Raw genomic sequence first — 24,085 nt, 5'->3', positions numbered from 1 at the left:
CAACCTGAGGCGATCAATGGCGAAAAAATACACCGCTCAATGCGCCTGTGGCGCAATCAAGTTTCGAATTCAGCACCGATCCGTCCTTCATCGCCAATTGTCATTGCAATGACTGCAAGCGCGCTTCCGGCGGCGAGATGGCGACCTTCTTCGCGGTGCCCGAGGACGATTTCACGCTTCTCTGCGGCAAGCCGAAGGCGTTTCACTACATCGCCAATTCCGGCAAAGGCCTGGATCGCAATTTCTGCCCGGAATGCGGTTCGCGGGTCTTTACCACTAACCTCGATAGCTTCCCCAAGACGGTCTTCGTCCAGTTGGGCAGCCTCGACCGGCCCGACCTCGTCGCACCGAAGCTCGAGATGTTCACCAAGCGTCGCATGTCGTGGAACACGCCGCTCAACCTGCCGCAGTTCGAGGAAATGCCGCACTGACGCGACGATAGTCCGAGCCGGAGATTGACTTGATCAACATCGAGCGAGTACGTGCCGACACGCCAGCCACTTCCAGGCTTGCGTATCTGCACAACGCGGGGGCGGCTCTCATGCCTGTCGCTGTCGCCGAAGCCATGAAGCAGCATATCGATCTGGAGAGCGAGGTCGGAGGCTATGCCGCCGCCGACCGTGAGGCGCCCCGGCTTGAATCCGTCTACGGCTCAGTGGCGCGCCTGCTGAATGCCGCACCCGATGAGATCGCCCTCATGGAGAACGCGACGGTTGCTTGGCAAATGGCGTTCTACGCGCTTCCATTTCGTCAGGGCGACCGGATCCTGACCGCCGAGGCGGAGTACGCTGCCAACTATGTCGCCTTTCTCCAGGTCGCCAAGCGAACAGGCGTCGCGATCGACATCGTGCCGAGCGATGCTAGCGGCGAGCTCGACGTTGACGCGCTCGAACGCATGATCGATGAGCGCGTGAAACTGATTGCGATCACATGGGTTCCGACCAATGGCGGGCTGGTCAATCCGGCTGCGGCCGTCGGCAAGATCGCGCGAGCGCGAGGCATTCCTTATCTGCTCGACGCCTGCCAGGCGGTCGGACAAATGGCGGTCGACGTCGAGGCCATCGGCTGTGACATGTTGTCGGCGACCGGTCGCAAATTCCTCCGCGGCCCGCGCGGCACCGGTTTTCTCTACGTCCGCCGGGCGATGCTGCAGCAGCTCGAACCGCCAATGATCGACCACTTCGCCGCACCCTGGGTGTCCCGGGACGCTTACCGGCTGCGTGACGATGCGCGCCGTTTCGAGACTTGGGAGAACAACTACGCAGCCCGGCTTGGGCTGGGCGCGGCTGTCGATTATGCCCTCGATATCGGGATAGGCCCCATCGAGCAGCGTTGCCGCATGCTGGCGGACCGCCTCCGGGGTGGCCTTGCGTCCATTCGCGGCATCAGAATTCGCGACCTCGGACGCGCTCCGGGGGCCATCGCCAGCTTCACGATGGAAGGGTACGATGCGGAAGCGGTCGTCAGCAACGCGGCCGCCGCCGGCATCACGATCGGTGCCTCAGATCCGTCGAGCACGCGCATCGATGCCGAAATTCGCTCGCTGCCGCCGTTGGTGCGCGCCTCTCCGCACTACTACAATACGGAAGCCGAGATCGATCGGCTGATCGCCCATTTGGCAGGTCTGATGCCGCGATAGCGGCGGGCGTGCACAGCTCAGGTACAGCGCGCACTCAATCCCGATGCGCCAAGCTTTGCCATGACCTCGTCGAGATGGGCGCTGTCGCGGGTCTCGATCACCAATTGCAGCAACGTTGCCTTGGCCGGAAGATCCGAGAAGGTGCGCTGGTGCGAGACCTCGATGATGTTGGCGCCGGCCTCGGCCAGCAGTGCCGCGACCGCAGCCAGTTGGCCAGGCCTGTCGGGGATGTCGAGCGACAGCTGGGTGAGCCGCCCCTCACGCGCCAACTCGCGGGTCAGGACTGATGCAATCAGCCGCGTGTCGATATTGCCGCCGCTCAGCACCAGCCCGACCTTCTGGCCGGCGAAACGGGACGGGTCGGACATCAGTGCGGCGAGACCAGCGGCGCCGGCGCCTTCGACAACCGTCTTCTCGATCGAGATCAGGGTTGCCACCGCGCGCTCGAGCTCGGCTTCGTTGACGAGCGCAATGTCGTCGACAAGGCGGCGGACGATTTCGGTCGTGAGCTTGCCGGGCGACTTCACCGCGATGCCTTCGGCGAGTGTGTCGCCACGCGCCGGCAGATTGCCGTTATGGATGGCATTGTACATCGAGGGGTAGAGCCAGGCCTCGACGCCGAGGATCCGCAGCGACGGCTTGATCGATTTCGCGGCAATGGCGATCCCGCTGATCAGGCCACCGCCGCCGATCGGGACGACCAGCGTATCGAGCTCCGGCACGGCCTTGAGTATTTCCAGCCCGACCGTGCCCTGCCCCGCGATGACAAGTGGATCGTCATAGGGATGGACGAAGATCATGCCGCGGGCTTCGCCGTGGCTGCGCGCATACGCGGCCGCCTCCTCCAGCGTGGCGCCCGTCACCACCACCTCAGCACCGTGATGCCTGGTGTTCTTGACCTTCACCATGGGCGTGCCGACCGGCATGACGATGGTGGCGGGAATGCCGAGCCGCTTGGCGTGATAGGCGACGCCTTGCGCGTGATTACCCGCCGACATCGCGACGACGCCTCGCGCGCACTCCTCCGGCGTCAGCGCCGTGAGGCGGTTGAGCGCGCCGCGCTCCTTGAACGAGGACGTGAACTGGAGGTTCTCGAATTTCAGCCAGATGTCGCAGCCGCAGATATTGCTCAGCGTGCGGCTGTAGCTACAGGGCGTCTCGACGACGGCGCCGCGGATCGTCTCGGCAGCGGCATGGATTTCGCTCAGCGAGATCGGAAGGCCGCTGAGATCAGTGGCGATGCTTTGGGACAACTCAGCCATGGGACAGCATAGGGCATTTGGCAGTTTGAGGCGATAAGCCAACCGCTATTTGGTAAATTCCTGGGAACGCGAGGCCCGCCACAGCGTCCACAGCGTGCGCAGCCGCGGCGATTGCTCCGGCGTGAACGGATTACGCCCGGGCTGCGACAAGCGCTTGAGGTCGGCCCGTACCTGGCTCAGCGGAAGGAACGCTGGACGCACTGATGCCGGCACCTCCACCAGCAGCGACAAGGCCGTCGTCAAATGTTGCCGCGCCTCGCCCGAGAGTTGGTCCAGCGCGGCGCGCAAGTTTGGCGTCTCCTTGCCGGCGAACACGTCTTCCACGTCGCAATCGTGGCTCGCCAGCACCTGCTGCGGCAGGAACAATTGCCGGCGCGCCGCATCGCGCGGCAGATTGGCAATGACCTGTACGATGCCCTGCGCCAGCCCGGCATGGCGGGCGAGATGCTCGGCCGCCTCCGACGGTGGTCCCATGATCCGGGCGGCGAGATCGAACAGCGCCGATGAGGTCGCCGCGAGGTAGCCTTCCAGCGCCGCCATTGTTGGCATTGGGTCGTTGTAGAGATCGAATTGATGCTCGTCGGCGAGCAGCGACAGCGGCTCGACCGGCAGGTCGAAATCACGGATTGCGCGGAGAAGCTCCGCCGCTACCGGATTGCCCTCGGCGCTGCCATGGACCTGGCCCGACAGCATGTCGGTCCACCATTGCAGGCGGATTTCACCGGGCAAGGGCTGGCTCACCTGGTCGCGGACGCGGACGATCTCGACATTGAAGGCATAGAGCGCCAGCAGCGCGCGACGCTCGGCAGCGGGCGCGAACAGGGTCGCGGCATAGCGCGGAAAGTCGTGGCTGCGTACGAGGTCAGCGCAGAACGCGGCAGAATCCGGCGCCGGCGCGGAGCCACTCATGGCACGGCGATCAGCGCGGCCGCGACGCGCCGCCGTTCGCCGATCATGATGTTGTAGGTGCGCACGGCGGGACCGGTCTGCATCGTGTCCAGAACCACCCGCGCCGCTTTGAGCGCCTGGCGCAGTTCCGCTGGCGGCAGCCAGACCCCGGTTCCGGTGCCGATCAGGAGCGTGTCGATGCTGTTGGCGGACTTGAAGACTCGATCAAGCGAATAGCGGTCGATCTTCGCGGGGTCGGTAACGTCCCAGGCCCAGATCGCGTCGGGCAGGCAAAGCAGCGATCCCCGATGCGACATGCCGGCAAAGGCAAAGCCGCCCTTGCCATAGGCTTCGATCGGCGCCGAGCGGGGGAAATGCGGTGCGTTGGGATCGCCGGCCATGAGCTTCGTCCGAATGAGCTTACTGCCCTCGCAAACTCCTGCGAGGGCATGCGGTTCGGATCATGCCTTGCTTTTCTTCGCCGGCGTAGCCTTATCGACCGCATCTTCGCGATGCTCGCCGACGCCGAGATAGATCAGGATCGGGGCTGCAATGAAGATCGAGGTATAGGTGCCGACCAGCACCACGCCGAACATCATGACCGCGGTGAAGCTGTGGATGGCATGACCGCCGAACAGCAGCAGCGCCAGCAGCGCCAGCGTCACGGTGAAATGGGTGATGATCGAGCGCGACAGCGTCGAGTTGATCGATTCGTTGAGAAGCTGCGGCATCGGCATCTTCTTATAGCGCCGCAGCATTTCACGGATGCGGTCGTAGATGACGACGGTGTCGTTGAGCGAATAGCCCAAAATGGTCAGAAGCGCCGCGATGCTGGTCAGGTCGAAATCGACTTGGCTGATCGACATGAAGCCGATCGTCAGCACGATGTCGTGCACGTTGGCGATCATGGCCCCGAGCGCGAACTGCCATTCGAAGCGGAACCAGAGGTAGACCAGGATCGAGACGATCGCCAGCATCAGGCCGAGCATGCCGTAGGCCAGCAGCTCGCCGGAGACGCGCGGTCCCACCACCTCGACGCGGCGATAGTCGACGGAATCGCCAAGCGCGGTGCGGACCTTCTGCACGGCCTCCTGCTGGGCGGCGTCGCCGCCCGGCTGCTCCGCCACGCGGATCAGGACGTCCGCGGGGCCGCCGAATTGCTGCAACTGGACTTCGCCCAGACGCAGGCCATCCAACGTCGTACGCATCGCCGCAATATCGGCGGTGCCGGACTTGGCCTGCACCTCCAGCAGCGTGCCGCCGCGGAAGTCGATGCCGAAATTCAGTCCATGGGTGAAGAACAGCGTGATCGCGACGATCGACAGCGCCGCCGAGATCGGGAAGCTGATCCGGCGAAACCGCGTGAAGTCGAAATGGGTATCGTCGGGGACGATGCGCAGCGACGGCAGCCAGCCGAATGCCGCAACCACGGTGAGGATGGCAATGAGGACGCCGAGCCCGATGAGAACGGTGTGATTCACGATCAGGCTCCTAGATCGGCACGCTCTGCGGCCGCTTCCACCGCACCCACCAGGCCACGATCAGCCGGGTCAGGGTGAAGGCGGTGAACACCGTGGTGATGATGCCGATTCCGAGCGTCACGGCGAAGCCGCGCACCGGACCGGTGCCGATGTAGAACAGCACCGCGGCGGCAATGAAAGTGGTGATGTTGGAATCGAGGATGGTCGCAAGCGCCCGCTTGAAGCCGGCGTCGATCGCCGAGATCGCGTTGCGGCCGCCACGCAATTCCTCGCGGATGCGCTCGTAGATCAGCACGTTGGAATCGACCGCGATGCCGACGGTGAGCACGATGCCGGCGATACCGGGCAGCGTCAGCGTGGCGTTGAGCAGCGACAACAGGCCGAAGATCATGGCCACGTTGATGGCCACCGCGATGTTGGCGAACACGCCGAACAGCCGGTAGGTCAAGAGCATGAAGATGATTACCAGGATCGAGCCGACATAGGCGGCGAGCTCGCCCTTCTCGATCGAGTCCTGGCCGAGGCCCGGACCGACGGTGCGCTCCTCGACCACCGTGAGCGGTGCCGGCAGCGCGCCGGCGCGCAGCAGGATCGCGAGATCGTTGGCCGATTGCACAGTGAAACTGCCGGAGATCTGGCCCTGTCCGCCAGTGATCGGTTCGCGGATCACGGGAGCCGAAATGACCTTGTTGTCGAGCACGATCGCAAAAGGCAGCCCGACGTTCTCCTGCGTGGCCTGCGAGAACTTGCGCGCGCCTGACGTATTGAACTTGAAGCTGACGACGGGTTCGCTCGTGCGCTGGTCGAAGCTCGCTTGGGCATCGGTCAGATCGCCGCCGGCAACCAGGACCTGCTTCTTGACCACATAGGGTGTGGGCGGCGGCGACGCGCTCATCAGAAGCTCGGATTCCGGCGGCAAACGTCCCTGCTGCGCCTGATCGGGCGGCACAGACGTATCGACCATGCGGAATTCCATCTTCGCGGTCTTGCCCAGCAATTCCTTCAGACGGGTCGGGTCCTGGAGGCCGGGGACCTGCACCAGGATGCGGTCGTTGCCCTGGCGCTGGATGACGGGCTCGACGGTGCCGAGCTCGTTGACGCGGCGTTCGACGATCTGGATCGACTGCTCGATGGTCTTGCGCATGCGGTCGAGCATCGCGGCCTGCGGGATGGCGAGGCGGATCACGCCGCCGCCGGCGTCAGTGACATCCAGGTCGCGCTGACCGCTGGATCCGACCAGTCCGCCCAGCGGCTGGGACAGCTCGCGCAGCTTGGCGAGCGCAGGCTGCAGGTCGGATTCCTTGGTGATCCGCACCTCGGCCGCGTCGTTGCGCACGGTGACACCGCCGGTGAAGCCGATCTTGGCATCGCGCAGCGTCCGGCGAACATCGTCGCGGACCTGGTCGAGCCTCTCTTTCTTCACATAGTTGCCGTCCACCTCGAGCAGCAGATAGGAGCCGCCCTGGAGATCGAGGCCGAGCACGAGCCGACGCTGCGCCCAGGCGGGCCAGGTCTTGACCTGCGCTTCCGGAAAGAAGTTCGGGACCGCGCAGAGGCACACGATCAGCGCCGTCAGGATAATCCCGAGCGCCTTCCACCGCGTGAAATACAACATCGACTGGACCTGTCAGATCAGGGGATTTCAGAGACTCGCGGAAGCGCTCACTTCGCCGCGGCGTCGTCCTTGGCGCTATCCTTGGCGCTTTCCTTGGATTCCTTGGCCGGCTCGCCCTTGGCGCGCACGCCGGAGACCATCGAGCGCATCTGCCGCACGCGCACACCATCGGCGATCTCGAACTCGATCTGGTCGTCGTCGACGACCTTGGTGACCTTGCCGACGAGGCCGCCCGAGGTCACGACGGTGTCGCCGCGGCGGATGTTCTTCACGAGGTCGGCGTGGTCACGGACCTTCTTCTGCTGCGGACGCAGAATCAGGAAGTACATGATCACGAAGATCAGGGCGAACGGCAGCAGCGACATCAACATGCCGCTGGTGTCGCCGGCGCCCGCAGCCTGGGCATACGCAGGGGTAATCAGCATTCGGACGATCCTCGTGAGAACGGGGGAAAACCGGTCAGGCCCAAATGGCGACCGGTTCGGTCAAATTCGCGCGGACTATAGCGGCCATTGCCCCAATTGCAACGCCGCCAGACCGCCCTTTTAGCCACCTTGCGGCGCGCGCTCAGGCCCGATAAGGCTGCATTCTCAGGAACTTCGGACATGCCCCAAAAACCAAGCAAAAGCCCGGCCGGCAAAGGCCCCCGTACCCCTGCCACGAAGCCAGCCCGCGTCGCGGCAAAACGTCCCAAGGCCGCCCTCAAAGCGGCTTCCAAGACGATTTCCAAGGCGACTTCCAAGGCGACTTCCAAGGCGACTTCCAAGACAACTTCGAAGGCCGGCCAAAGCGTCTCCCAAGAGCGCATGGTTCGCGCGCTGGAGACGATCGCGGCGCACCTCTCCGCTCAAGGCAAGCCCGCCGTCGAACGCGAGTCGTTCAAGCAGGCGGATGCTTTCGTCTGGCATCCGGACGGCCGCCTTGCGGCGGTGCCGCGGGTCAGCCGCGTCGAACTGTTCCTGCTCAAGGGCGTCGACCGGATGCGCGACATCCTGATGGAGAACACCGAGCGCTTCGCCAACGGATTGCCCGCCAACAACGCATTGCTCTGGGGCGCGCGCGGCATGGGCAAGTCGTCGCTCGTGAAGGCGGCGCATGCCAGCATCAACGCGGAGCGCAAACCGGCCGACAGACTGAAGCTGATCGAGATTCATCGCGAGGACATCGAGAGCCTGCCGGCGCTGATGGAGCAGCTTCGCGCCTCGTCCTTCCGCTTCATCGTGTTCTGCGACGACCTCTCCTTCGACGGCAATGATGCGTCCTACAAATCGCTCAAGGCGGTGCTCGAAGGTGGCATCGAGGGTCGGCCGGAGAACGTCATCCTCTACGCCACCTCCAACCGCCGCCATCTGCTGGCGCGCGAGATGATCGAGAACGAGCGCTCGACCGCGATCAATCCCGGCGAAGCCGTCGAGGAGAAGGTCTCGCTGTCGGATCGCTTTGGTCTCTGGCTCGGCTTCCACCGCTGCAGCCAGGACGAATATCTCGCCATGGTGCGGGGCTATTGCAGCCATTTCGGCGTCAAGGTCGACGACGACGCGCTGGAGCGCGAGGCCCTTGAATGGTCGACGACGCGCGGCTCGCGCTCGGGCCGCGTCGCCTGGCAGTTCGTGCAGGAGCTTGCGGGACGGCTTGGCGTGAAGCTGACGGCGACGTAGCAAGCTGCCGCCACTTCCCTGACCTGTTATTCCCCGCGCAGGCGGGGAATCCAGTATTCCGGAGACGGTTTTGATCGATCGAGACGCTGCGGCGTACTGGGTCGCCCGGTCGAGCCGGGCGACGATACCGCGTTTGTGGCGATGGCGCGCCCTATTTCAAGCTCACGCCCCGTTCAGGAATTGAAGCGGGTCAACCGGGCTCGATCCCTTACGGATCTCGAAGTGGAGCTGCGGCGACGCCACCTCCCCGGATTGACCCGACTTGGCAATGACCTGGCCGCGCTTGATGGTATCGCCGCGCTTCACCATCAGCTCACTCGCATGGGCATATGCGGTGACGTAGCCGTTGGAGTGCCGAACCAGGACGAGATTGCCATAACCTTTCAGCTCATTGCCGGAATAGGCAACGACACCGTCTTCAGCCGCCTTGACCGGCGTACCCTCGGGCACCGCGAGATTGATGCCGTCGTTGGACTTGCCATTGGTCTTGGCGCCGTAGCTCGTGACCACCTTGCCGCGAACCGGCCAGCGGAAAGTCGGCAGCGCGCTGGTGGTCTCCGCAGCTTTCGCCGGAGCTTCCGCGGTCTTGTCTTCGACATTTGCCGTGGCCTGCGCCAGGCGCGCGCTCTGCACCGGCGCGGCAACGGCCGCCATCTTGGTAGCGGGCGCCGTTGCGGCCGCAACGGGCTGCAGCGTCCCCGCGACGGGAGCGGCTCCGACCGGGGTCGCGGCAAGCGGTGCCGCGACAGCGGCGGTCTTGGCGCCGGGCACGGCCAGCCGGGCGCCGAGCTTGAGTTTTGCAGAGGGATCGAGGCCGTTGGCGCGGGCCAGTTCACCCGCCGAGATATGGTTCTTGCGGGCAATGCTGGCGAGCGTGTCGCCGTGGTTCACGAAGTGCGTGCTCGACGGCGCGGCAACGGCCGCAACCGGCCTCGCAGCAGGCGCCAGCGCGGGGGCAGCGGCAACGGGAGCCATGAGCGGCGCGGGCGCAGCGGCCGTAGCCTGGTGCGGAATGATCAGTTGCTGGCCGGGCGAGAGCGCGCGCGGCCCCTTATAGCCGTTGGCGGCAAGAATCGCCTGTGGCGTGACGCGATAGCGTTTGGCAAGCAGGTCGAGCGTATCGCTGGTGCCGACGATGATCTTGGTTCCACCGACCGGCTGGGCGGCTGCAACCGAGCGCGGCGGCACGGTGGCCGTGGTCTCCAGATGCGGCTGCGCCGGGGGTGCGTAGGAGCCGACACCCCGGCCGCCTCCGGACACGCCGCCTGCCGCAACGGGGTAGGATTGCGGCGCGGACACCGCCGGCGGCAAAGGCTGCGACTGATAATAACCGGGCTGCGTCTGCGGACGCGAATATTGCGGCAGCTCACGCTGCGGCGGCGGTGCCTGCTGCACCGAACCGGTCGATTCCTGCGCAAAGGGATTGGAGAAGTTCGACTGGGACATGCGCGACGACATGTCGGCGCTGCACCCTGCGAAGCTGAAGGAGATCAGCGCCAGCACCGCGACCTGCGGCACACGGCGCGAGTAAAGCAACTCGGCGGCAACGGACATGGTTACTCACTCGTACGCAACAGAACTGGTGTTTTAAGTAAACACGCGCCGAGTAAATAACGGCTTAACCCTCCCAATAAGATGTTGGCAGCACAGCCAATCCGGAATTCTACAGCTCCCGCGCCACACCGGGCAGCGCCGGCACGAACCGGACCTCGACGAGTTCCTTGCGCTCGATCCCGGCTTCGGTCCGGCTCAGGCGGATCAGCGTCTGCACCCCCTGATGCGGGCCGACGGGCGCGATCAGGATGCCGCCCACCTCCAGCCGCTCGACCAGGTTCTCCGGAAGCTGCTCCATCGCGGCCGTGACGATGATGCGGTCGAACGGGCCGATGTTGGGGGGAAGATTGAGCCCGTCGCCCAGCATCACCTCGACGTTGTGATAGTTGAGCTTTTCAAGCCTGATACGTGCGGCATCCGCAAGCTTGCGGTAGCGCTCGACCGTCAGCACCTGGCCAGCGAGCCGCGACAACACCGCCGCCTGGTAGCCCGAGCCGGCGCCGATCTCGAGCACGCGGTGCTTCTTCTGAAGCTGGAGCTGCTCGGTCATGTAGGCGACGACAAAGGGCTGGCTGATGGTCTGCCCGCAGGCGATCGGGAGCGCGCTGTCGCGATATGCGCCGTCGCGATCGGCGTCGTCGACGAATTGATCGCGCGGCACCTCCTCCATGGTCCGCAGGACCGCCTGGTCGCTGATGCCCCGACGCCTCAGCGTGAGCTGAAACATCATCTTTTCCGGCGGGTGCTGATGGGGGGTCATTGCCTGCTTGTGCTGTCTTTACGGTCCGGGACGCCAACCTGGGGCGCGAGATTCTTGTTCCGGCTCAGGGAACCCATGATAGGCTTAGGATGGCGTAGTTGACCACAAATTGGCTTGCAACGGGCGAGCCGCGATGGCCATTTTCAGGCGTCCGTTCGTCGAAACGCGCATTGCGTCGATTCATGTTATCTGCGAACGTTTTTGGCGATGGGCAAGGACTCGACCATGACTGCGACGGGGCTTACCGGCCGCTCTGTATTCCTCGTGGAAGACGAGGTGATGATCAGGATGATGGTCGCCGACATGCTCGAAGAGCTTGGCTACAAGATCGCAGCCGAGGCTGGCGACATCACCGAAGCCATGCGGCTTGCCCAGGCAACCGAGTTCGACATCGCCATTCTCGACGTCAACGTCAACGGCAAGGTCATCTCGCCGGTCGCTGATGTCATCAAGGCGAAGGGCTGCCCGTTCATCTTTGCCACCGGATACGGTTCCTCCGGCCTGCCCGAGCAGTACCGTGATCGGCCGGCGCTTCAGAAGCCGTTTCAGCTCGACGCCCTCGGCAAGACCATCGAAGCCGCGCTTCGCGGCGGCTAGACCAGGTCCCGTGCCAGGTCGGACTTACTTCAGCGTCGTACTCAGCGCCTCGGAAAACGCCTCGTTGGTCCGGTCGAGCCTGAGCGGCGTGACGGAGACGTAGCGTTCGCGCAGCGCCGCGAGATCGGTGCCGTCGGCCGGCGTATCCATCATCGCGGTGCGCTCGAAGCCGATCCAGAAATAGGGATTGCCACGGCCGTCCCTGCGCTCGTCGATCTTGAGGAACCCGAGATTGCGCTTGCCCTGCCGCGTCACCCGAATGCCCAGCACATCCTCCGGCGCGCAGGCCGGGAAGTTGACGTTGATCACCGTGTCCTTCGGGATGCCAGCCGCGATCACCTTGCGCAGGATGTCGGGCCCGAATTTGCGCGCAGTGTCCCATAGCGGCCGGTCGCGGGTCTCGACGCTGAACTCCTGCGACAGGGCGAAGGACGGCAGCCCCAAAATGGTTCCCTCCAGCGCGCCGGCGATCGTGCCGGAATAGACCACGTCTTCGGCGACGTTGCGGCCCTTGTTGACGCCGGACAGCACGACATCGGGCAGCTTGGCGCCGAGGATGTGGCGCGCGCCCATGATGACGCAGTCGGTCGGCGTGCCGCGCACCGCGAAATGCCGAGGACCCACCTCGCGCAGGCGCAGCGGATCGTTCAGCGACAGCGAATGCGACACGCCGGACTGGTCGAGCTCAGGCGCGACCACCCAGACGTCATCGGACAATGCGCGCGCGATCTCCTCCAGGACCTTGAGGCCGGGGGCGTGGATGCCGTCGTCATTGGTGCAGAGAATGCGCATGGAAAAGGTCGATTCCTGAAGCGGGTCTGAGCCGTCTTATCCGGCCGGGGCCGATCAGGCAAACCGGACGGTCGGGGCCGGCGGCAGGTTTCCGGCCTGGTCCTGTTAGCGACGAACGCGCCATTGCGGCAGGAAGCGCGCCAGCCGGCCCTCGGCATGCAATTTCATCGCCGGCACGACCGGGGTCACGATCGGCACCTCGATCACGCCGAGCGCCTCCAGCTGTGCAACGAACGGGTCCGCTACCGGCACCTGCGGAAAGCGTTCGCGCGCCAGCGTCAGTGCCTGGTCGAAATCCGCGGCATTCACACCGGGCTTCGCCCGCCGGCTCTGGACCAGATCGTCGTCCCAGAGCCGCTTGGTCTCAATGTCGAGCACACCACGCAGCCGCTGATCGACGGCCTGGATGCCGGCACCCGTCACCGCCCATTGTCTGCCGACCCAGAAGATATCGCGGTGCAAGGCCATGAACGATGGGTTCGCGTTGTCGGGTGGCCGGCAGGATAACCGGCCGCCCGATCTTCGCAACCAAACGTTTCTCCGTTTCAGATGGGCAGCATGCCTAGTCGCGTGCGACCACCTTCAGCCCGCCCATATAGGGCTGGAGCACGCTGGGGACCGCAATCGAGCCGTCCTCCTGCTGATAGGTCTCCATCACGGCGATCAGCGCGCGACCGAGCGCGGTGCCGGAGCCGTTGAGCGTGTGCACGAACCGCGGCTTGCCATCGGGGCCGCGCGAGCGCGCGTCCATCCGGCGGGCCTGGAAATCGCCGCACACCGAGCAGCTCGAGATCTCGCGGAATGCGCCGCCGTCGCCCTGGCCCGGCATCCAGACCTCGATGTCATAGGTTTTTTGCGACGAGAAACCCATATCCCCGGTGCACAGCGTCATCACACGGTAATGCAGGTCGAGCCGCCGCAGCACTTCCTCGGCACAGGCGAGCATGCGCTCGTGCTCGTCCTTGCTCGTCTCCGGCGTCGTGATCGAGACCAGTTCGACCTTGGTGAACTGGTGCTGCCGGATCATGCCTCGGGTGTCGCGCCCAGCGGCGCCCGCCTCCGCGCGAAAACACGGCGTCAGCGCAGTCAGTCGCATCGGCAGCTGCTTTTCGTCAAGGATGGATTCGCGGACGAGATTGGTGAGCGCCACCTCCGCGGTCGGAATGATCCCGAGACGCTCGGTGCGGAGCCGCTCATGGTCGGGCTCGGCGAGCAATTCGCCCTTGATCGCCCAGAACTGGTCGTCCTCGAATTTCGGCAATTGTCCGGTGCCGAACATGATCTCGTTCCGCACGAGCAGCGGCGGATTGATCTCGGTATAGCCGTGCTCGTCGACGTGTAGATTCAGCATGAACTGACCGAGCGCGCGCTCGAGCCGCGCCAGTCCCTTCTTCAGCACGACGAAGCGCGCGCCGGAGAGCTTCGCCGCGATCTCGAAATCCATGTCACCGAGCGCGGCGCCGAGATCGTCATGGGGTTTTGGCACGAACGCATAGTTGCGCTTGTTGCCGAAGATATGGCGCTGCACATTGCCGCGCTCGTCGACACCATCGGGCACCTCGCCGAGCGGCAGATTCGGGATCGCCGCGAGCTCCTTGGCGAGCTCCTCGTCGGCAGCCTTCGCGGTCGCCTCGAGCTCCGGCATCGTGGTCTTGAGCTCGGTAACTTCCGCCATCAACTTCGCCGCGCGCGCCTCGTCCTTCGCCTTCTTGGCATCGCCGATTTCCTTGGAGGCCGCATTGCGCCGCGCCTGCGCCTGCTCGGAAGCCAGGATCGCCGCACGCCGGGTCTCGTCGATCGCGAGCAGCGACGCCGACAGTGGCTTCAGGCCGCGTCGTGCAAGGCCGGCGTCGAAGGCTTGCGGGTTGTCGCGGATCGATTTGATGTCGTGCATGGCCGAGGTCCTGGGCTTGTTGCAACCCTGCAAATCCTGGATTTGCATTCATGCAAATGGCTGCTTCCCCTAGCACGGCTGTCATCGCCCGCGAAAGCGGGTGATCCAGTATTCCAGAGACGTCCGTGATTCCCCCGATGGGCGGCGGCGTACTGGATTCCCCGCTCCAGTGCGCAATTGCGCACAAGGCGGGGAATGACAGCGGAGATCGGGGCGCCTTACTCCGCCGGGTCGGCCGGCGTCGATACGTCGGTGCCAGTGGCGGCCTTTGAAGCTGCCACCTTCTTCTCCACAATTCCCACCGCGATGATCGAGCCCTCGTAGAGGGCGAGCAAGGGGATCGCGAGCGAGCACTGGCTGAGCACGTCGGGCGGGGTCAGAACGGCCGCGATGACGAAGGCAACGACGATGAAATAGCGGCGCTTCTCGCGCAGCATTTTTGACGTGACGATGCCGATGCGTCCGAGCAGCGTCAGGATCACCGGAAGCTGGAAGGCGATGCCGAAGGCGAAGATCAGCGACATCATCAGCGACAGATATTCGCCGACCTTGGGCAGCAGCTGGATCTGCGCGGTCTCGTCGCTGCCGGCCTGCTGCATGCCGAGCGAGAAGCGGACCAGCATCGGCAGCACGACGAAATAGACCAGTGCGGCACCCAACACGAAGAAGAACGGGGTCGCGACCAGATACGGCAGAAAGGCCTGCTTCTCGTGCTTGTAGAGGCCCGGAGCGACGAACTTGTAGATCTGCGTCGCGACGATCGGGAACGAGATGAAGCCGGCACCGAACAGCGCGAGCTTGAGCTGGGTGATGAAATATTCCAGCAGCGCAGTGTAGATGAATTTCGAATTCTCGGGACCCGCGACCCACACGAACGGCCAGACCAGCACGTTGTAGATCTGCTTGGCGAAGAAGAAGCAGAAGATGAAGGCAATGCCGAAGCCGAGCAGCGCTTTGATCAGCCGCGAACGCAGCTCGATCAAATGGTCCATCAGGGGAGCTTTGCTGGCCTCGATATCGGCGGCGCTCATGACGCTTTGGCGTCCTTGATCGCCTCGGCCGGCGCAGTGTCTTGGGTGACCGAATCTTGCGTGATCGAGCCTTGCGTGACCGAACCTTGAGCGACCTGCGCCTGCTCGACCTCACGGGTGATGGCGAGCGGCTCGTTCACGGCCGCATGTGCCTCGGCTTCCACGAAGGTCTCGGGCGTCGGCGCCTCCGGCGTGGTGGGCGTCGTCAGCGCTTCGCCTGAAGTCGCCGGCGGTTCGACATCGGTGGAGATCGAGGTCTCGGCCGGCTTGTCCAGCGCATCGACGCGGAGCGCGTCGCTGACGTCTTTCTGAAGCGAGGTCATCAGATTGTTGCCGGCGAAACCGGAAGCCGCTTCCTTGACCTCGTCGAAGCTCTTCTTGAGGTCGGCCATTTCGGCCTCGCGCATCGCTTCCTGGAATTGGCCCTGGAATTCGGCGGCCATCTTCCGCGCTTTGCCCATCCACTGCCCGACCATGCGCAGCACGCCCGGCAGCTCTTTCGGGCCGATGGCGATCAGGGCCACGACCCCGATCAGGACCAGTTCACTCCACCCGATATCGAACATGAGGTCTTCCGTTCACGCCAGCCGCAGCCGGCCCAATCCCTCGCGCGCAGGATCGGGTCCGCTACCCGCGTCTCGCGTGCTCTCTGGCTTAGACGGCCTTGCTGCCGACGTCGGACCGTGCCGCGGTCGGCGCGGCATTGTTGTGCTCGATGGACTTGGCCGGCTCGGGCTTGTCGGCGACCTTGTCGTCGTCCTGCATGCCCTTCTTGAACGCCTTGATGCCCTGCGCCACGTCGCCCATCAGATCCGAAATCTTGCCGCGACCGAACAGCAGCAGGACCACTGCGATCACCAGGACCCAGTGCCAAATGCTGAGTGAACCCATCCTGCAACCCTCCAAACGCGCATGGCCGGGGACCGGCCGATCTTCACCGAAACCTAGGCTTGGCAGGTGTCAAAAACAAGGACCAAGGCAGCGCCAATTCGCTGTTGGCGCTACGTAATTTTGCTAGTGTTAACTGGTCGCAGGGGGCCACTAAAAGGCCCAGACGTCAGTCCTCGCTGCCGCCCTCGCCACCCTCATGGCCGCCTTCCGGCGGCGTCTCGGGCTCGACAGCAGGCGCCAGCGCGAGATCAAGGTCCTCGCCCGGCTCCAGCGGATCCTCGTCCTCACGCAAAGTCGGGTCATCCGACGGCGTCGGCACGCTGAATCCGGTCGGCAGGCGCGAATCCAGCAGGCCCGTGCCCTTCAGCTCCTCGAGACCCGGCAGATCGCCGAGCTGTTCCAGCGTGAACTGCGACAGGAAGTCCTCGGTGGTTCCGAAGGTCAAGGGACGGCCCGGCGTCTTGCGACGACCACGCGGCTTGATCCAGCCGGTTTCCAGCAGCACGTCCAGCGTGCCCTTCGAGGTGACGACGCCACGGATCTCCTCGATCTCCGCGCGCGTCACCGGCTGGTGATAGGCGATGATCGCCAGCACTTCGATCGCGGCGCGCGACAGGCGGCGGGTCTCGGTGCTCTCGCGGGTCATCAGCCAGGCGAGATCGCCCGCCGTGCGGAAGGTCCATTTGTTGGCGACCCGCACGAGATTCACGCCGCGCAGGGAATAGTCGGCCTGCAACTGCTCGAGCGCAGCCTTCACGTCCACGCCCTCGGGCATGCGCTTGGCCAGCGTCGCGGTGTCCAGCGGTTCATTCGAAGCGAACAGCAGCGCTTCCAGCAGCCGCAATTCTTCGGGACGTGCCTGGGACTCGTTCTCCATCGGCTCGGCCTCTTCTACCCGCACTTCAGCCAGGCTTGCCATGGCAGATTCTCCTTGTTGCACTTAAGCGACCGGCGCATCGGGCGCAGGAGCTGCGTCCATGACCGGCTTGGGGCGCCCCTTCCGGAAATAGATGGGCGCAAACGCCTCTTTCTGATTCAGCTCGAGCTGACCTTCGCGCACCAGCTCGAGCGCAGCCGCGAAACTCGAGGCGAGCACCGTCGCGCGCTGCGTCGGATCGGCGACGTGCTGCAGCAGAAAATCGTCGAGAACGCCCCAATCGTCCTGCTCGCTGATGCTGCCGACCAGCCGCTCCAGCGTGGCGCGCGCCTCGGCGAGCGACCACACCGTGCGCTTGGCCAGATGCACGCTCGCCAGCACGCGCGACTGGCGCTGCGCGGCATAGGCGGTGAGCAGGTCATAGAGCGTTGCGGTGTATTTCGGATGCTTGATCTCGGCGATCTGCTCGGGCTCGCCGCGCGGGAAGATGTCGCGCAGCAATTGCTGCCGGTTCATCAGCCGGTTGGCGGCTGCACGAATGGCCTCCAGCCTGCGCAGGCGGTTGGCGAGCGCCGTCGCCATCTGCTCCGCGCTAGGGCCTTCCGCACTCGGCGGCTCCGGCAGCAGCAGGCGCGATTTCAGGAAGGCGAGCCAAGCCGCCATCACGAGATAATCGGCGGCAAGCTCGAGGCGGATCTTTCGCGCGGCTTCGATGAAGTGGAGATACTGGTCGGCGAGTGCCAGGATCGAAATCTTGGCGAGATCGACCTTCTGCTGCCGCGCCAGTGCGAGCAACAGGTCGAGCGGACCCTCGTAACCCTCGACGTCCACCACCAACGCCGGCTCACCCTCGGCGAGCTCTGCGGGCCGCCCGGTTTCAAACGATAGGATTTCTGCGGTCATGCCGATGCCGTGTTTGCCCGTGCGATCAATGCGTCCAGTTCGGCGCGTGCGGCCGCGCGATCGAACGGCTGCGGTCCCTTGCGCGCCGCGAGCGCGGCGTTCGCCCGCTCCAGCGCCCTGCCCGCCAGTTCGGGTGTCTGGCCGGCGACCTCACGCATCTCCTCGATGTTGCCGTTGCAATGCAGGGCCATGTCGCAACCGGCCGCAAAAATCGCGCGGGTCCGCTCGGCGATATTGCCCGACAGCGCATTCATCGACACGTCATCACTCATTAACAAACCCTGGAACCCGATTGTGCCGCGAATCACCTCAGCGATCATTGTCGCAGATGTCGTCGCCGGATGGGCGGGGTCGACCGCGCTAAACACAACATGTGCAGTCATGGCCATCGGCAAATCCGCCAAAGGCTTGAATGCCGCGAAGTCGGTGCGATCCAGTTCGTCTCGCGACGTGTCGACCGTCGGCAGATTGAAATGGGTATCGGCCGTAGCTCGGCCATGGCCGGGGATGTGCTTGAGCACCGGCAACACGCCGCCCTCTTCCAGGCCCTCGGTGACCGCGCGGGCGATCGCGGCGACCTTGCCCGGTTCGGTGCCGTAAGCCCTGTTCCCGATGACGGCGTTGGCGCCAGCCACCGGCACGTCGGCCAGCGGCAAGCAATCCACGGTAATGCCGAGATCCGCGAGATCGGCCGCGATCAGCCGGGCGCTGAGGCGCGCCGCGGTCAGCCCGAGCGCCGAATCAGTATCGTAGAGGCCTGCGAAAATAGCGCCCGGCGGATAGACCGGCCAATGCGGCGGGCCCAGCCGCTGCACGCGGCCGCCCTCCTGGTCGATCAGCACAGGGGCATCAGGAGAGCCCGCAACCGCCCGCAATTCCGCAACGAGTGCAGCAACTTGAGCCGGCGTCTCGACGTTGCGCTTGAAGAGGATGAAACCCCATGGGCGTTCGCCGCGGATAAACTCCCGCTCAGCGGCGGTTAGTTCCGTTCCGGAAACGCCGGTAATGAAGGCCCGCGTGCTCATACGGCCGATTAACCCCGACCCGCGAGAGGGTCAAGGAAACGGCCGTTAATTCCTCTGGACGAAGCAGGCAGACAGGCCCGCGGATTTCAAACTGTTGCAGGCCTGGTTCGCCTCTTCGAGCGAGCCGTAGGGCCCAGCGAAGGCGCGATAGACGATTCCCTTGCCCTTGTCGGTCAGGTCGACCCGCTTGACCACCGGTGCGCGGGAGCCGAGCACGCTGCCGTACTTGCCCTGAAGCACCCGGTAGGAGGCATGAGCGCTATCCTCGGTCTGCTGCGAGGAGACCTGCACGACGTAGCCGCCGCCACCGCTGCTCGCGGGCGCAATCTGCGTCGGATTGGTCGCAGCCATCCGCTGCGGCGGCTCCGCAGCCGGCGCCGATTGCGGCGTCAGCGAGAGCGGCTGATTGGCACTGGCATTGGCCGAGGTCGGTGGCGTGCGCGGTGCAGCCGGTGCCGCAACGGGCTTCGGTTGAGCTGCCGGCTTCGCGACGGTGGCGGCTTGCGACGCCGTGGCGTCGGTCTGATCGCCCTTCACAGCCACGGTCCTGATCGCGCGCGGCGAATTGTTCGGCAGCGTGCCGTTGCTCGGATTCGGTCCCGCACTCGACAACGGAATGCTGGACGGCGAGACGCTTGCGACCGGCGGCGGGTTCGCGTTCTGGTTCAGCGGCGGGAACACGACGCGGGGACCTCCCGCCTTGGCGTTGACGTCGACAGGCGCCTCCTCGCGCGGCACGATCTTCTCGGCGCCATCTCCGGTGACCATGCGGTCCAGCACCTTGGCCGAGGAGTCCGACGGCGCCGGCACGATTTTGGTCGGCGTGTTGTCGGCCTTGATGATCGGCGGCTCGCCGCTGCGGGGCGAGCCCACATAGGTCTTGTAGGCGAACGCAGCGCCGGTCCCGACCACGGCAAGAGCCAGGATCGCCGCGACCGTCATCATGCCGCCGCGCTGCTTCTTCGGCTCGTCCAGATCGGCCTCGGGATAGTCGCTCTGGAACGCGTAAGGATCGTCGGGATAGGCGGGATCGCGCTGGTAGTCCTGCTCGCCCGCCTCCAGCCGTCCGTAGAGCGCATCGTCGTAGCGCGCCGGATCGGGCTGCTGATAGGCTTGCTCTTGGTAAGCCTGATCGTGCTGCTGGTAGGCCTGATCCTGATAGGCAGGAGCTTGATGAGCAGGAGCTTGATAGGCCTGATCCGGATAGGCCTGCGGCTGACGTTCGGGCTCGGGCGCAGTCGGCTGGGCTGAATAACGATGCAGTGGATGAACCGGGTTTACGGAAGCGGGATAGGCAGGCTCAGCTGGCGCCGTCTGCGGCTGCACATTGGCGCGCCGCATCCATGAGGGCGGTCCGGGCGGCGGCGGGGCCTGCTCGGCATAGTCCTGCTGGTCATCGTCCTGGCGATAGTCGTCGTCCTGATAGCTCCGAGCAGGCGCAGGCGCTGCTGGCGGGTGCGCACCCGGCCGCCCTTGCGCTGCGAACGGATCGGTCTGCCCGATCAGGCGGGCAAGTTCGGCCAAGGGATCGCCGCTCCCATGCTGATCGCCACCGCGATAGTCATCGGAAGGAAACGGTCTGTCCTGATATCGTTCGGCCATCGTGATGATGCGTCCCTTCGGGAAAGCCGCGCGCCCCTCGACCAAGGCACGGCTTTCGACCCACAAGGCTTTCAACCAAGTCTAAGCGATCCGGCTTCTGCCGGTTACCCCCGAAATCCCTTAAGTAGTTCGCCCCAAACTACCGCATCTCGTCCGGAGCATGGACGCCGAGGATGGCGAGGCCCGATGCCAGGACAGAGACGACGCCCTGGACCATGGCCAGCCGCGCCTTCGTTAGATCTGCATCATTATTGATAATGAAGCGTAAATAGGGCAAATCGCGCCCCTTCGTCCAAAGTGCGTGAAATTCACTCGCTAAGTCATAGAGATAGAAGGCAATTCGGTGCGGCTCGTGGGCGCTTGCAGCCGCTTCCAGCATGCGCGGAAAAATTGCGAGCCGCTTAAGAAGGTCGAGCTCAGCCGGGTCCGACAGCCGTTCCACCGCCGACTCACCGAGCCAGGCGACGCGCTTTTCCGTGTCCTCCGGGAGTTCCGGGAACACGTCGGCCCGAGCATTGCGGAAGATCGAATGGCCGCGGGCGTGGCCGTACTGCACATAGAACACTGGGTTGTCGCGCGACTGTTCCATGACCTTGGCGAGGTCGAAGTCGAGCACCGCGTCGTTCTTGCGGTAGAGCATCATGAAGCGGACGGCGTCCTGACCGACTTCATCCACCACCTCACGCAAGGTGACGAAGTCCCCGCTCCGCTTGGACATTTTCACCGGCTCGCCGTTACGCAGCAACTTCACGAGCTGGACGATCTTGACGTCGAGCGCCCCCTTGCCGGAGGTCGTCGCCTTCACCGCCGCCTGCATGCGCTTGATATAACCGCCATGGTCGGCGCCCCAGACGTCGATCATCTCGGCAAAGCCGCGGTCGAACTTGTTCTTGTGGTAGGCGATGTCGGCGGCGAAGTAGGTGTAGGAATTGTCGGACTTGATCAGCGGGCGATCGACGTCGTCGCCGTAGGCGGTCGCCTTGAACAGCAACTGCTCGCGATCTTCCCAATCCTCGGCCGGGGCCCCCTTTGGCGGCGGCAGACGGCCTTGGTAGATGTCGCCCTTGGCGCGCAGGAAATCGATGGTCTCGGCGACCTTGTTGTTGCCGGCGTCCTGCAGCGAGCGCTCCGAGAAGAACACGTCGTGGCGGATGTTGAGCGCGGCGAGATCGTCCTTGATCTCGTCCATCATCATCGCGATCGCCTTGGCGCGTACCGCCGGCAGCCACGCGCCCTCGCTCATGGCGAGGAGCTTGTCGCCGTGCTCTTTGGCCAGCGCCTGCCCGACGGGCTTCAGATAGTCGCCGGGATACAGACCTTCCGGGATCGCGCCGATGTCCTCGCCAAGCGCCTCGCGATACCTGAGGAACGCGGAGCGTGCGAGCACGTCGACCTGGGCGCCGGCATCGTTAATGTAATATTCGCGCGTGACGTCACGTCCTGCGAACTCGAGCAGGCTCGCCAGCGCGTCGCCGAACACGGCGCCGCGGCAATGGCCGACATGCATCGGTCCGGTCGGGTTGGCGGAGACATATTCGACGTTGACCTTGGAGCCGCCGCGGACGCGGCCGTAATCGGCGCCCTCGCGCAGCACGGTCCGCAGTGCCTCGGCCCATGCGGCCGGCTTCAGCGTCAGGTTTATGAAGCCGGGACCGGCGACGTCGACCTTCGTGATCAGCGGGTCCGCGCGCAGCCGTTCGGCGATCTGCTCGGCGAGGTCGCGCGGCTTTGCCTTTGCCTCTTTCGCAAGCACCATGGCCGCGTTGGTCGCCATGTCGCCGTGGGAGGCATCGCGCGGCGGCTCGACCACCACGCGCGAGAAATCGATGCCCTCGGGCCAGTTGGCTTCCGCCGCGAGCGCGCGGCAGACCGCGTGCACGCGTGCGAGCACGTCGGCGAACAGGTGCAGTGCTGGGGATGTGTCGGGCATGGGCGCCGCCTAACGCAAATCCGGGGTCGAGTCAAAGAGCCGCTGGTGCTCGGTCAGGGCGAAACGATCGGTCATTCCGGCAATGAAATTCCCGATCCGGCGGGCCCGGTCGTCCTCATTGTCCACCTCCGCCCCCACCAGCCATTCCGGCGGCAGCTCGCCGGGCGATGTGAGGTATTTTGCGAACAGGTCGAACAGGATCTGTTCCGCCTCGCCCATCACCCGCATCACCCGCTTGTGGCGGTACATGTGCTGATAGAGAAAGCGCTTGATGGCGGCCTCCTCCTCGACCACTGCTGCGGGGAACGCGATCAATGCCCGGCTCTGCTGGCGCACGTCCTGAGCGGATTGCGGTTTCACGGCAGCGAGGTTCCTCTCGGCCTCGGCGAACACGGCACCGATCAAGTGTGAGATCAGCTCGCGCACCAGCTCGGCGCCGCGCCTGACGTCTTCGAGAGCGGGGTAATGCGCAGAAGTCTCGGCGATGATCTCCGCGGTCAGCGGCATCACCTTGAGGTCGTCGAGGTGAAACAGACCCGCCCGCAGGCCGTCGTCGATGTCATGGGCATCATAGGCGATGTCGTCGGCGATCGCGGCGACCTGTGCCTCCAGCGAGGCGAAACTCCACAATTCGAGATCGTAGGTCTTGATGTAGTCGGCGATGCCGACGGGAATGCCGTGCTCGCGATAACGCCCGACCGGCGCACCGCTGCGATCGGTCAGCGGGCCGTTGTGCTTGACGATGCCCTCCAGCGCTTCCCACGTCAGGTTGAGCCCGTCGAATTCGGGATAGCGGTGTTCCAGCGCCGCAACGACGCGGAGCGTCTGGGCGTTGTGGTCGAAGCCGCCAAAATCCTTCAGGCAGGCGTCCAGCGCCCGTTCGCCGGCGTGCCCGAACGGCGGATGGCCGAGGTCGTGGGCGAGCGCGAGGGTTTCCGTGAGGTCCTCGTCCAGCCCGAGCTGCCGCGCCAGCGCCCGGGCGATCTGCGCCACCTCCAGCGAATGGGTCAGCCGGGTACGGTAGTGGTCGCCCTCGTGGAACACGAACACCTGGGTCTTGTACTTCAGCCGGCGGAACGCGGTGGAATGGATCACCCGGTCGCAATCCCGCCGGAACGGGCTACGGGTCCGGCTCGGCGGTTCCGCGACCAACCGGCCGCGACTGCGCTCCGGATCGCAGGCATAGGGCGCATGGGGGGCAGCCATTCCGACGGACACGGCGAATTTAGTCCCTATCCATTTGATTCTGCGTATGGTGGCACTTAACTATGCCGGACGCGGGATACCAACTGAATTGGGCAAGCGACCTTCAGGTGACTTGGTATGACCGCGGGGACTATCGGAGACGAACGATGACGACTGACGTGACCATCAGTGACAAGGCCGCACGCCGGATTGGGGAGATCCTCAAGGGCGAAGGGTTTGGCGCGATGCTGCGGATCTCGGTCGAAGGCGGCGGCTGCTCCGGCTTCCAGTACAAGTTCGACATTGACCGTGCCCGCACCGACGACGACCTCGTGATCGAGCAGGACAATGCGGTGGTGCTGGTCGATTCCGCCTCGCAGCCATTCCTGGCGGGGTCGCAGGTCGATTTCGTCGACGATCTGATCGGCGCCTCGTTCCGGGTCAACAATCCCAACGCCACGGCGTCCTGCGGCTGCGGGACCAGCTTCTCGATCTGACGGC

The 24,085-nt window shown here is 64.8% G+C and carries 24 protein-coding genes and 1 pseudogene; 5 read left to right on the top strand and 20 right to left on the bottom strand.

What is annotated here, in order from left to right:
- Window positions 1-16 precede the first annotated feature (16 nt).
- Together IVB40_RS17585 and IVB40_RS17580 are read left to right on the top strand one after the other, a co-directional pair.
- Window positions 17-431, top strand: a pseudogene (locus tag IVB40_RS17585) (GFA family protein).
- A 29-nt stretch (window positions 432-460) separates the two neighbouring features.
- On the top strand, window positions 461-1,639 hold the full coding sequence (locus IVB40_RS17580) for an aminotransferase class V-fold PLP-dependent enzyme (protein ID WP_247462310.1): 1,179 nt from the start codon (window positions 461-463) through the stop codon (window positions 1,637-1,639).
- Window positions 1,640-1,656: 17 nt separating this feature from the next.
- On the opposite strand, the gene IVB40_RS17575 is transcribed toward IVB40_RS17580, so the two are convergent.
- The 6 genes from IVB40_RS17575 to yajC are packed head-to-tail and all read right to left on the bottom strand — an operon-like array spanning window position 1,657 to window position 7,310.
- A complete protein-coding gene (locus IVB40_RS17575; protein WP_247819430.1) occupies window positions 1,657-2,901 on the bottom strand; it encodes a threonine ammonia-lyase in 1,245 nt (414 codons plus the stop codon).
- Window positions 2,902-2,946: 45 nt separating this feature from the next.
- On the bottom strand, window positions 2,947-3,810 hold the full coding sequence (locus tag IVB40_RS17570) for a phytoene/squalene synthase family protein (protein WP_247819429.1): 864 nt from the start codon (window positions 3,808-3,810) through the stop codon (window positions 2,947-2,949).
- On the bottom strand, window positions 3,807-4,190 hold the full coding sequence (locus IVB40_RS17565; protein ID WP_247462317.1) for an Mth938-like domain-containing protein: 384 nt from the start codon (window positions 4,188-4,190) through the stop codon (window positions 3,807-3,809). Before IVB40_RS17565 ends, IVB40_RS17570 begins: the two co-directional genes overlap by 4 nt.
- 60 nt (window positions 4,191-4,250) lie before the next feature.
- Window positions 4,251-5,270 carry a protein translocase subunit SecF gene (secF, locus tag IVB40_RS17560; RefSeq protein WP_027567077.1) on the bottom strand — a complete coding sequence of 340 codons (1,020 nt, stop codon included), beginning with the start codon at window positions 5,268-5,270 and terminating at the stop codon, window positions 4,251-4,253.
- Between the two features lie 10 nt (window positions 5,271-5,280).
- Window positions 5,281-6,885: a protein translocase subunit SecD gene (secD, locus tag IVB40_RS17555; protein WP_247819428.1), complete on the bottom strand. Its 1,605-nt coding sequence runs from the start codon at window positions 6,883-6,885 to the stop codon at window positions 5,281-5,283.
- A gap of 47 nt (window positions 6,886-6,932) precedes the next feature.
- Window positions 6,933-7,310 carry a preprotein translocase subunit YajC gene (gene yajC, locus IVB40_RS17550; RefSeq protein WP_027518118.1) on the bottom strand — a complete coding sequence of 126 codons (378 nt, stop codon included), beginning with the start codon at window positions 7,308-7,310 and terminating at the stop codon, window positions 6,933-6,935.
- Window positions 7,311-7,490: 180 nt separating this feature from the next.
- Between yajC and IVB40_RS17545 the strand changes: the two genes are divergently transcribed.
- Window positions 7,491-8,543 carry a DUF815 domain-containing protein gene (locus IVB40_RS17545; protein ID WP_247819427.1) on the top strand — a complete coding sequence of 351 codons (1,053 nt, stop codon included), beginning with the start codon at window positions 7,491-7,493 and terminating at the stop codon, window positions 8,541-8,543.
- Between the two features lie 162 nt (window positions 8,544-8,705).
- Here the strand turns inward: IVB40_RS17545 and IVB40_RS17540 are convergent, their stop codons facing one another.
- Window positions 8,706-10,097: a LysM peptidoglycan-binding domain-containing M23 family metallopeptidase gene (locus IVB40_RS17540; RefSeq protein ID WP_247819426.1), complete on the bottom strand. Its 1,392-nt coding sequence runs from the start codon at window positions 10,095-10,097 to the stop codon at window positions 8,706-8,708.
- 109 nt (window positions 10,098-10,206) lie between these two features.
- Window positions 10,207-10,857 carry a protein-L-isoaspartate(D-aspartate) O-methyltransferase gene (locus IVB40_RS17535; protein WP_247819425.1) on the bottom strand — a complete coding sequence of 217 codons (651 nt, stop codon included), beginning with the start codon at window positions 10,855-10,857 and terminating at the stop codon, window positions 10,207-10,209.
- A 225-nt stretch (window positions 10,858-11,082) separates the two neighbouring features.
- Between IVB40_RS17535 and IVB40_RS17530 the strand changes: the two genes are divergently transcribed.
- Window positions 11,083-11,454 carry a response regulator gene (locus IVB40_RS17530; protein WP_007590670.1) on the top strand — a complete coding sequence of 124 codons (372 nt, stop codon included), beginning with the start codon at window positions 11,083-11,085 and terminating at the stop codon, window positions 11,452-11,454.
- 24 nt (window positions 11,455-11,478) lie between these two features.
- On the opposite strand, the gene surE is transcribed toward IVB40_RS17530, so the two are convergent.
- From surE to IVB40_RS17470, 12 genes are all read right to left on the bottom strand, one after another.
- Window positions 11,479-12,246 (bottom strand): 5'/3'-nucleotidase SurE, encoded by a 768-nt coding sequence (gene surE, locus IVB40_RS17525; protein ID WP_247819424.1) that lies wholly within the window; start codon window positions 12,244-12,246, stop codon window positions 11,479-11,481.
- A 105-nt stretch (window positions 12,247-12,351) separates the two neighbouring features.
- Entirely contained in the window at window positions 12,352-12,714 is a 363-nt protein-coding gene (locus IVB40_RS17520; RefSeq protein ID WP_247819423.1) for a hypothetical protein, read from the bottom strand.
- A gap of 94 nt (window positions 12,715-12,808) precedes the next feature.
- Window positions 12,809-14,140 (bottom strand): serine--tRNA ligase, encoded by a 1,332-nt coding sequence (gene serS, locus IVB40_RS17515; protein WP_247819422.1) that lies wholly within the window; start codon window positions 14,138-14,140, stop codon window positions 12,809-12,811.
- 218 nt (window positions 14,141-14,358) lie between these two features.
- Entirely contained in the window at window positions 14,359-15,171 is an 813-nt protein-coding gene (gene tatC / locus IVB40_RS17510) for a twin-arginine translocase subunit TatC (protein ID WP_247819421.1), read from the bottom strand.
- Entirely contained in the window at window positions 15,168-15,737 is a 570-nt protein-coding gene (gene tatB, locus IVB40_RS17505; protein ID WP_247819420.1) for a Sec-independent protein translocase protein TatB, read from the bottom strand. The genes tatC and tatB overlap by 4 nt, the downstream gene beginning before the upstream one ends.
- Window positions 15,738-15,825: 88 nt before the next feature.
- The gene (locus tag IVB40_RS17500; RefSeq protein ID WP_007610722.1) at window positions 15,826-16,062 is read right to left on the bottom strand and encodes a twin-arginine translocase TatA/TatE family subunit; all 237 of its coding nucleotides are present in this window, start codon (window positions 16,060-16,062) and stop codon (window positions 15,826-15,828) included.
- A gap of 166 nt (window positions 16,063-16,228) precedes the next feature.
- Window positions 16,229-16,981, bottom strand: a complete 753-nt coding sequence (gene scpB, locus IVB40_RS17495) for an SMC-Scp complex subunit ScpB (RefSeq protein WP_027567087.1) — start codon at window positions 16,979-16,981, stop codon at window positions 16,229-16,231.
- Between the two features lie 21 nt (window positions 16,982-17,002).
- A complete protein-coding gene (locus IVB40_RS17490) occupies window positions 17,003-17,842 on the bottom strand; it encodes a ScpA family protein (protein ID WP_247819419.1) in 840 nt (279 codons plus the stop codon).
- Window positions 17,839-18,867 (bottom strand): beta-N-acetylhexosaminidase, encoded by a 1,029-nt coding sequence (gene nagZ, locus IVB40_RS17485; protein ID WP_247359440.1) that lies wholly within the window; start codon window positions 18,865-18,867, stop codon window positions 17,839-17,841. The genes IVB40_RS17490 and nagZ overlap by 4 nt, the downstream gene beginning before the upstream one ends.
- Window positions 18,868-18,912: 45 nt before the next feature.
- Window positions 18,913-20,469, bottom strand: a complete 1,557-nt coding sequence (locus IVB40_RS17480) for an SPOR domain-containing protein (protein WP_247819418.1) — start codon at window positions 20,467-20,469, stop codon at window positions 18,913-18,915.
- 139 nt (window positions 20,470-20,608) lie between these two features.
- Window positions 20,609-22,399 carry an arginine--tRNA ligase gene (argS, locus tag IVB40_RS17475; RefSeq protein WP_247819417.1) on the bottom strand — a complete coding sequence of 597 codons (1,791 nt, stop codon included), beginning with the start codon at window positions 22,397-22,399 and terminating at the stop codon, window positions 20,609-20,611.
- A 9-nt stretch (window positions 22,400-22,408) separates the two neighbouring features.
- On the bottom strand, window positions 22,409-23,617 hold the full coding sequence (locus IVB40_RS17470) for a deoxyguanosinetriphosphate triphosphohydrolase (RefSeq protein WP_247819416.1): 1,209 nt from the start codon (window positions 23,615-23,617) through the stop codon (window positions 22,409-22,411).
- Window positions 23,618-23,751: 134 nt separating this feature from the next.
- On the opposite strand from IVB40_RS17470, the gene erpA reads away from it, so the two are divergent.
- On the top strand, window positions 23,752-24,081 hold the full coding sequence (gene erpA / locus IVB40_RS17465) for an iron-sulfur cluster insertion protein ErpA (protein ID WP_027567092.1): 330 nt from the start codon (window positions 23,752-23,754) through the stop codon (window positions 24,079-24,081).
- The last annotated feature ends 4 nt before the right edge of the window (window positions 24,082-24,085 follow it).

It is taken from the genome of Bradyrhizobium sp. 40 (genome assembly GCF_023100925.1).
In the GTDB taxonomy this organism is placed as follows: Bacteria; Pseudomonadota; Alphaproteobacteria; order Rhizobiales; family Xanthobacteraceae; genus Bradyrhizobium.
Note: the sequence above shows the minus strand (reverse complement) of the source record. Positions and strands in the feature narration are given on the sequence as shown.

Bases quoted from the DNA above. Each gene is read 5' to 3' on its own strand.
- IVB40_RS17535 (WP_247819425.1), bottom strand. From the start codon at position 10,857: ATGACCCCCCATCAGCACCCGCCGGAAAAGATGATGTTTCAGCTCACG.
- IVB40_RS17565 (WP_247462317.1), bottom strand. From the start codon at position 4,190: ATGGCCGGCGATCCCAACGCACCGCATTTCCCCCGCTCGGCGCCGATC.
- IVB40_RS17520 (WP_247819423.1), bottom strand. From the start codon at position 12,714: ATGGCCTTGCACCGCGATATCTTCTGGGTCGGCAGACAATGGGCGGTG.
- surE (WP_247819424.1), bottom strand. From the start codon at position 12,246: ATGCGCATTCTCTGCACCAATGACGACGGCATCCACGCCCCCGGCCTC.
- tatC (WP_247819421.1), bottom strand. From the start codon at position 15,171: ATGAGCGCCGCCGATATCGAGGCCAGCAAAGCTCCCCTGATGGACCAT.
- tatB (WP_247819420.1), bottom strand. From the start codon at position 15,737: ATGTTCGATATCGGGTGGAGTGAACTGGTCCTGATCGGGGTCGTGGCC.
- secD (WP_247819428.1), bottom strand. From the start codon at position 6,885: ATGTTGTATTTCACGCGGTGGAAGGCGCTCGGGATTATCCTGACGGCG.
- IVB40_RS17480 (WP_247819418.1), bottom strand. From the start codon at position 20,469: ATGGCCGAACGATATCAGGACAGACCGTTTCCTTCCGATGACTATCGC.
- scpB (WP_027567087.1), bottom strand. From the start codon at position 16,981: ATGGCAAGCCTGGCTGAAGTGCGGGTAGAAGAGGCCGAGCCGATGGAG.
- IVB40_RS17500 (WP_007610722.1), bottom strand. From the start codon at position 16,062: ATGGGTTCACTCAGCATTTGGCACTGGGTCCTGGTGATCGCAGTGGTC.
- IVB40_RS17490 (WP_247819419.1), bottom strand. From the start codon at position 17,842: ATGACCGCAGAAATCCTATCGTTTGAAACCGGGCGGCCCGCAGAGCTC.
- IVB40_RS17570 (WP_247819429.1), bottom strand. From the start codon at position 3,810: ATGAGTGGCTCCGCGCCGGCGCCGGATTCTGCCGCGTTCTGCGCTGAC.
- IVB40_RS17530 (WP_007590670.1), top strand. From the start codon at position 11,083: ATGACTGCGACGGGGCTTACCGGCCGCTCTGTATTCCTCGTGGAAGAC.
- nagZ (WP_247359440.1), bottom strand. From the start codon at position 18,867: ATGAGCACGCGGGCCTTCATTACCGGCGTTTCCGGAACGGAACTAACC.
- serS (WP_247819422.1), bottom strand. From the start codon at position 14,140: ATGCACGACATCAAATCGATCCGCGACAACCCGCAAGCCTTCGACGCC.
- IVB40_RS17575 (WP_247819430.1), bottom strand. From the start codon at position 2,901: ATGGCTGAGTTGTCCCAAAGCATCGCCACTGATCTCAGCGGCCTTCCG.
- IVB40_RS17545 (WP_247819427.1), top strand. From the start codon at position 7,491: ATGCCCCAAAAACCAAGCAAAAGCCCGGCCGGCAAAGGCCCCCGTACC.
- yajC (WP_027518118.1), bottom strand. From the start codon at position 7,310: ATGCTGATTACCCCTGCGTATGCCCAGGCTGCGGGCGCCGGCGACACC.
- IVB40_RS17540 (WP_247819426.1), bottom strand. From the start codon at position 10,097: ATGTCCGTTGCCGCCGAGTTGCTTTACTCGCGCCGTGTGCCGCAGGTC.
- erpA (WP_027567092.1), top strand. From the start codon at position 23,752: ATGACGACTGACGTGACCATCAGTGACAAGGCCGCACGCCGGATTGGG.
- argS (WP_247819417.1), bottom strand. From the start codon at position 22,399: ATGCCCGACACATCCCCAGCACTGCACCTGTTCGCCGACGTGCTCGCA.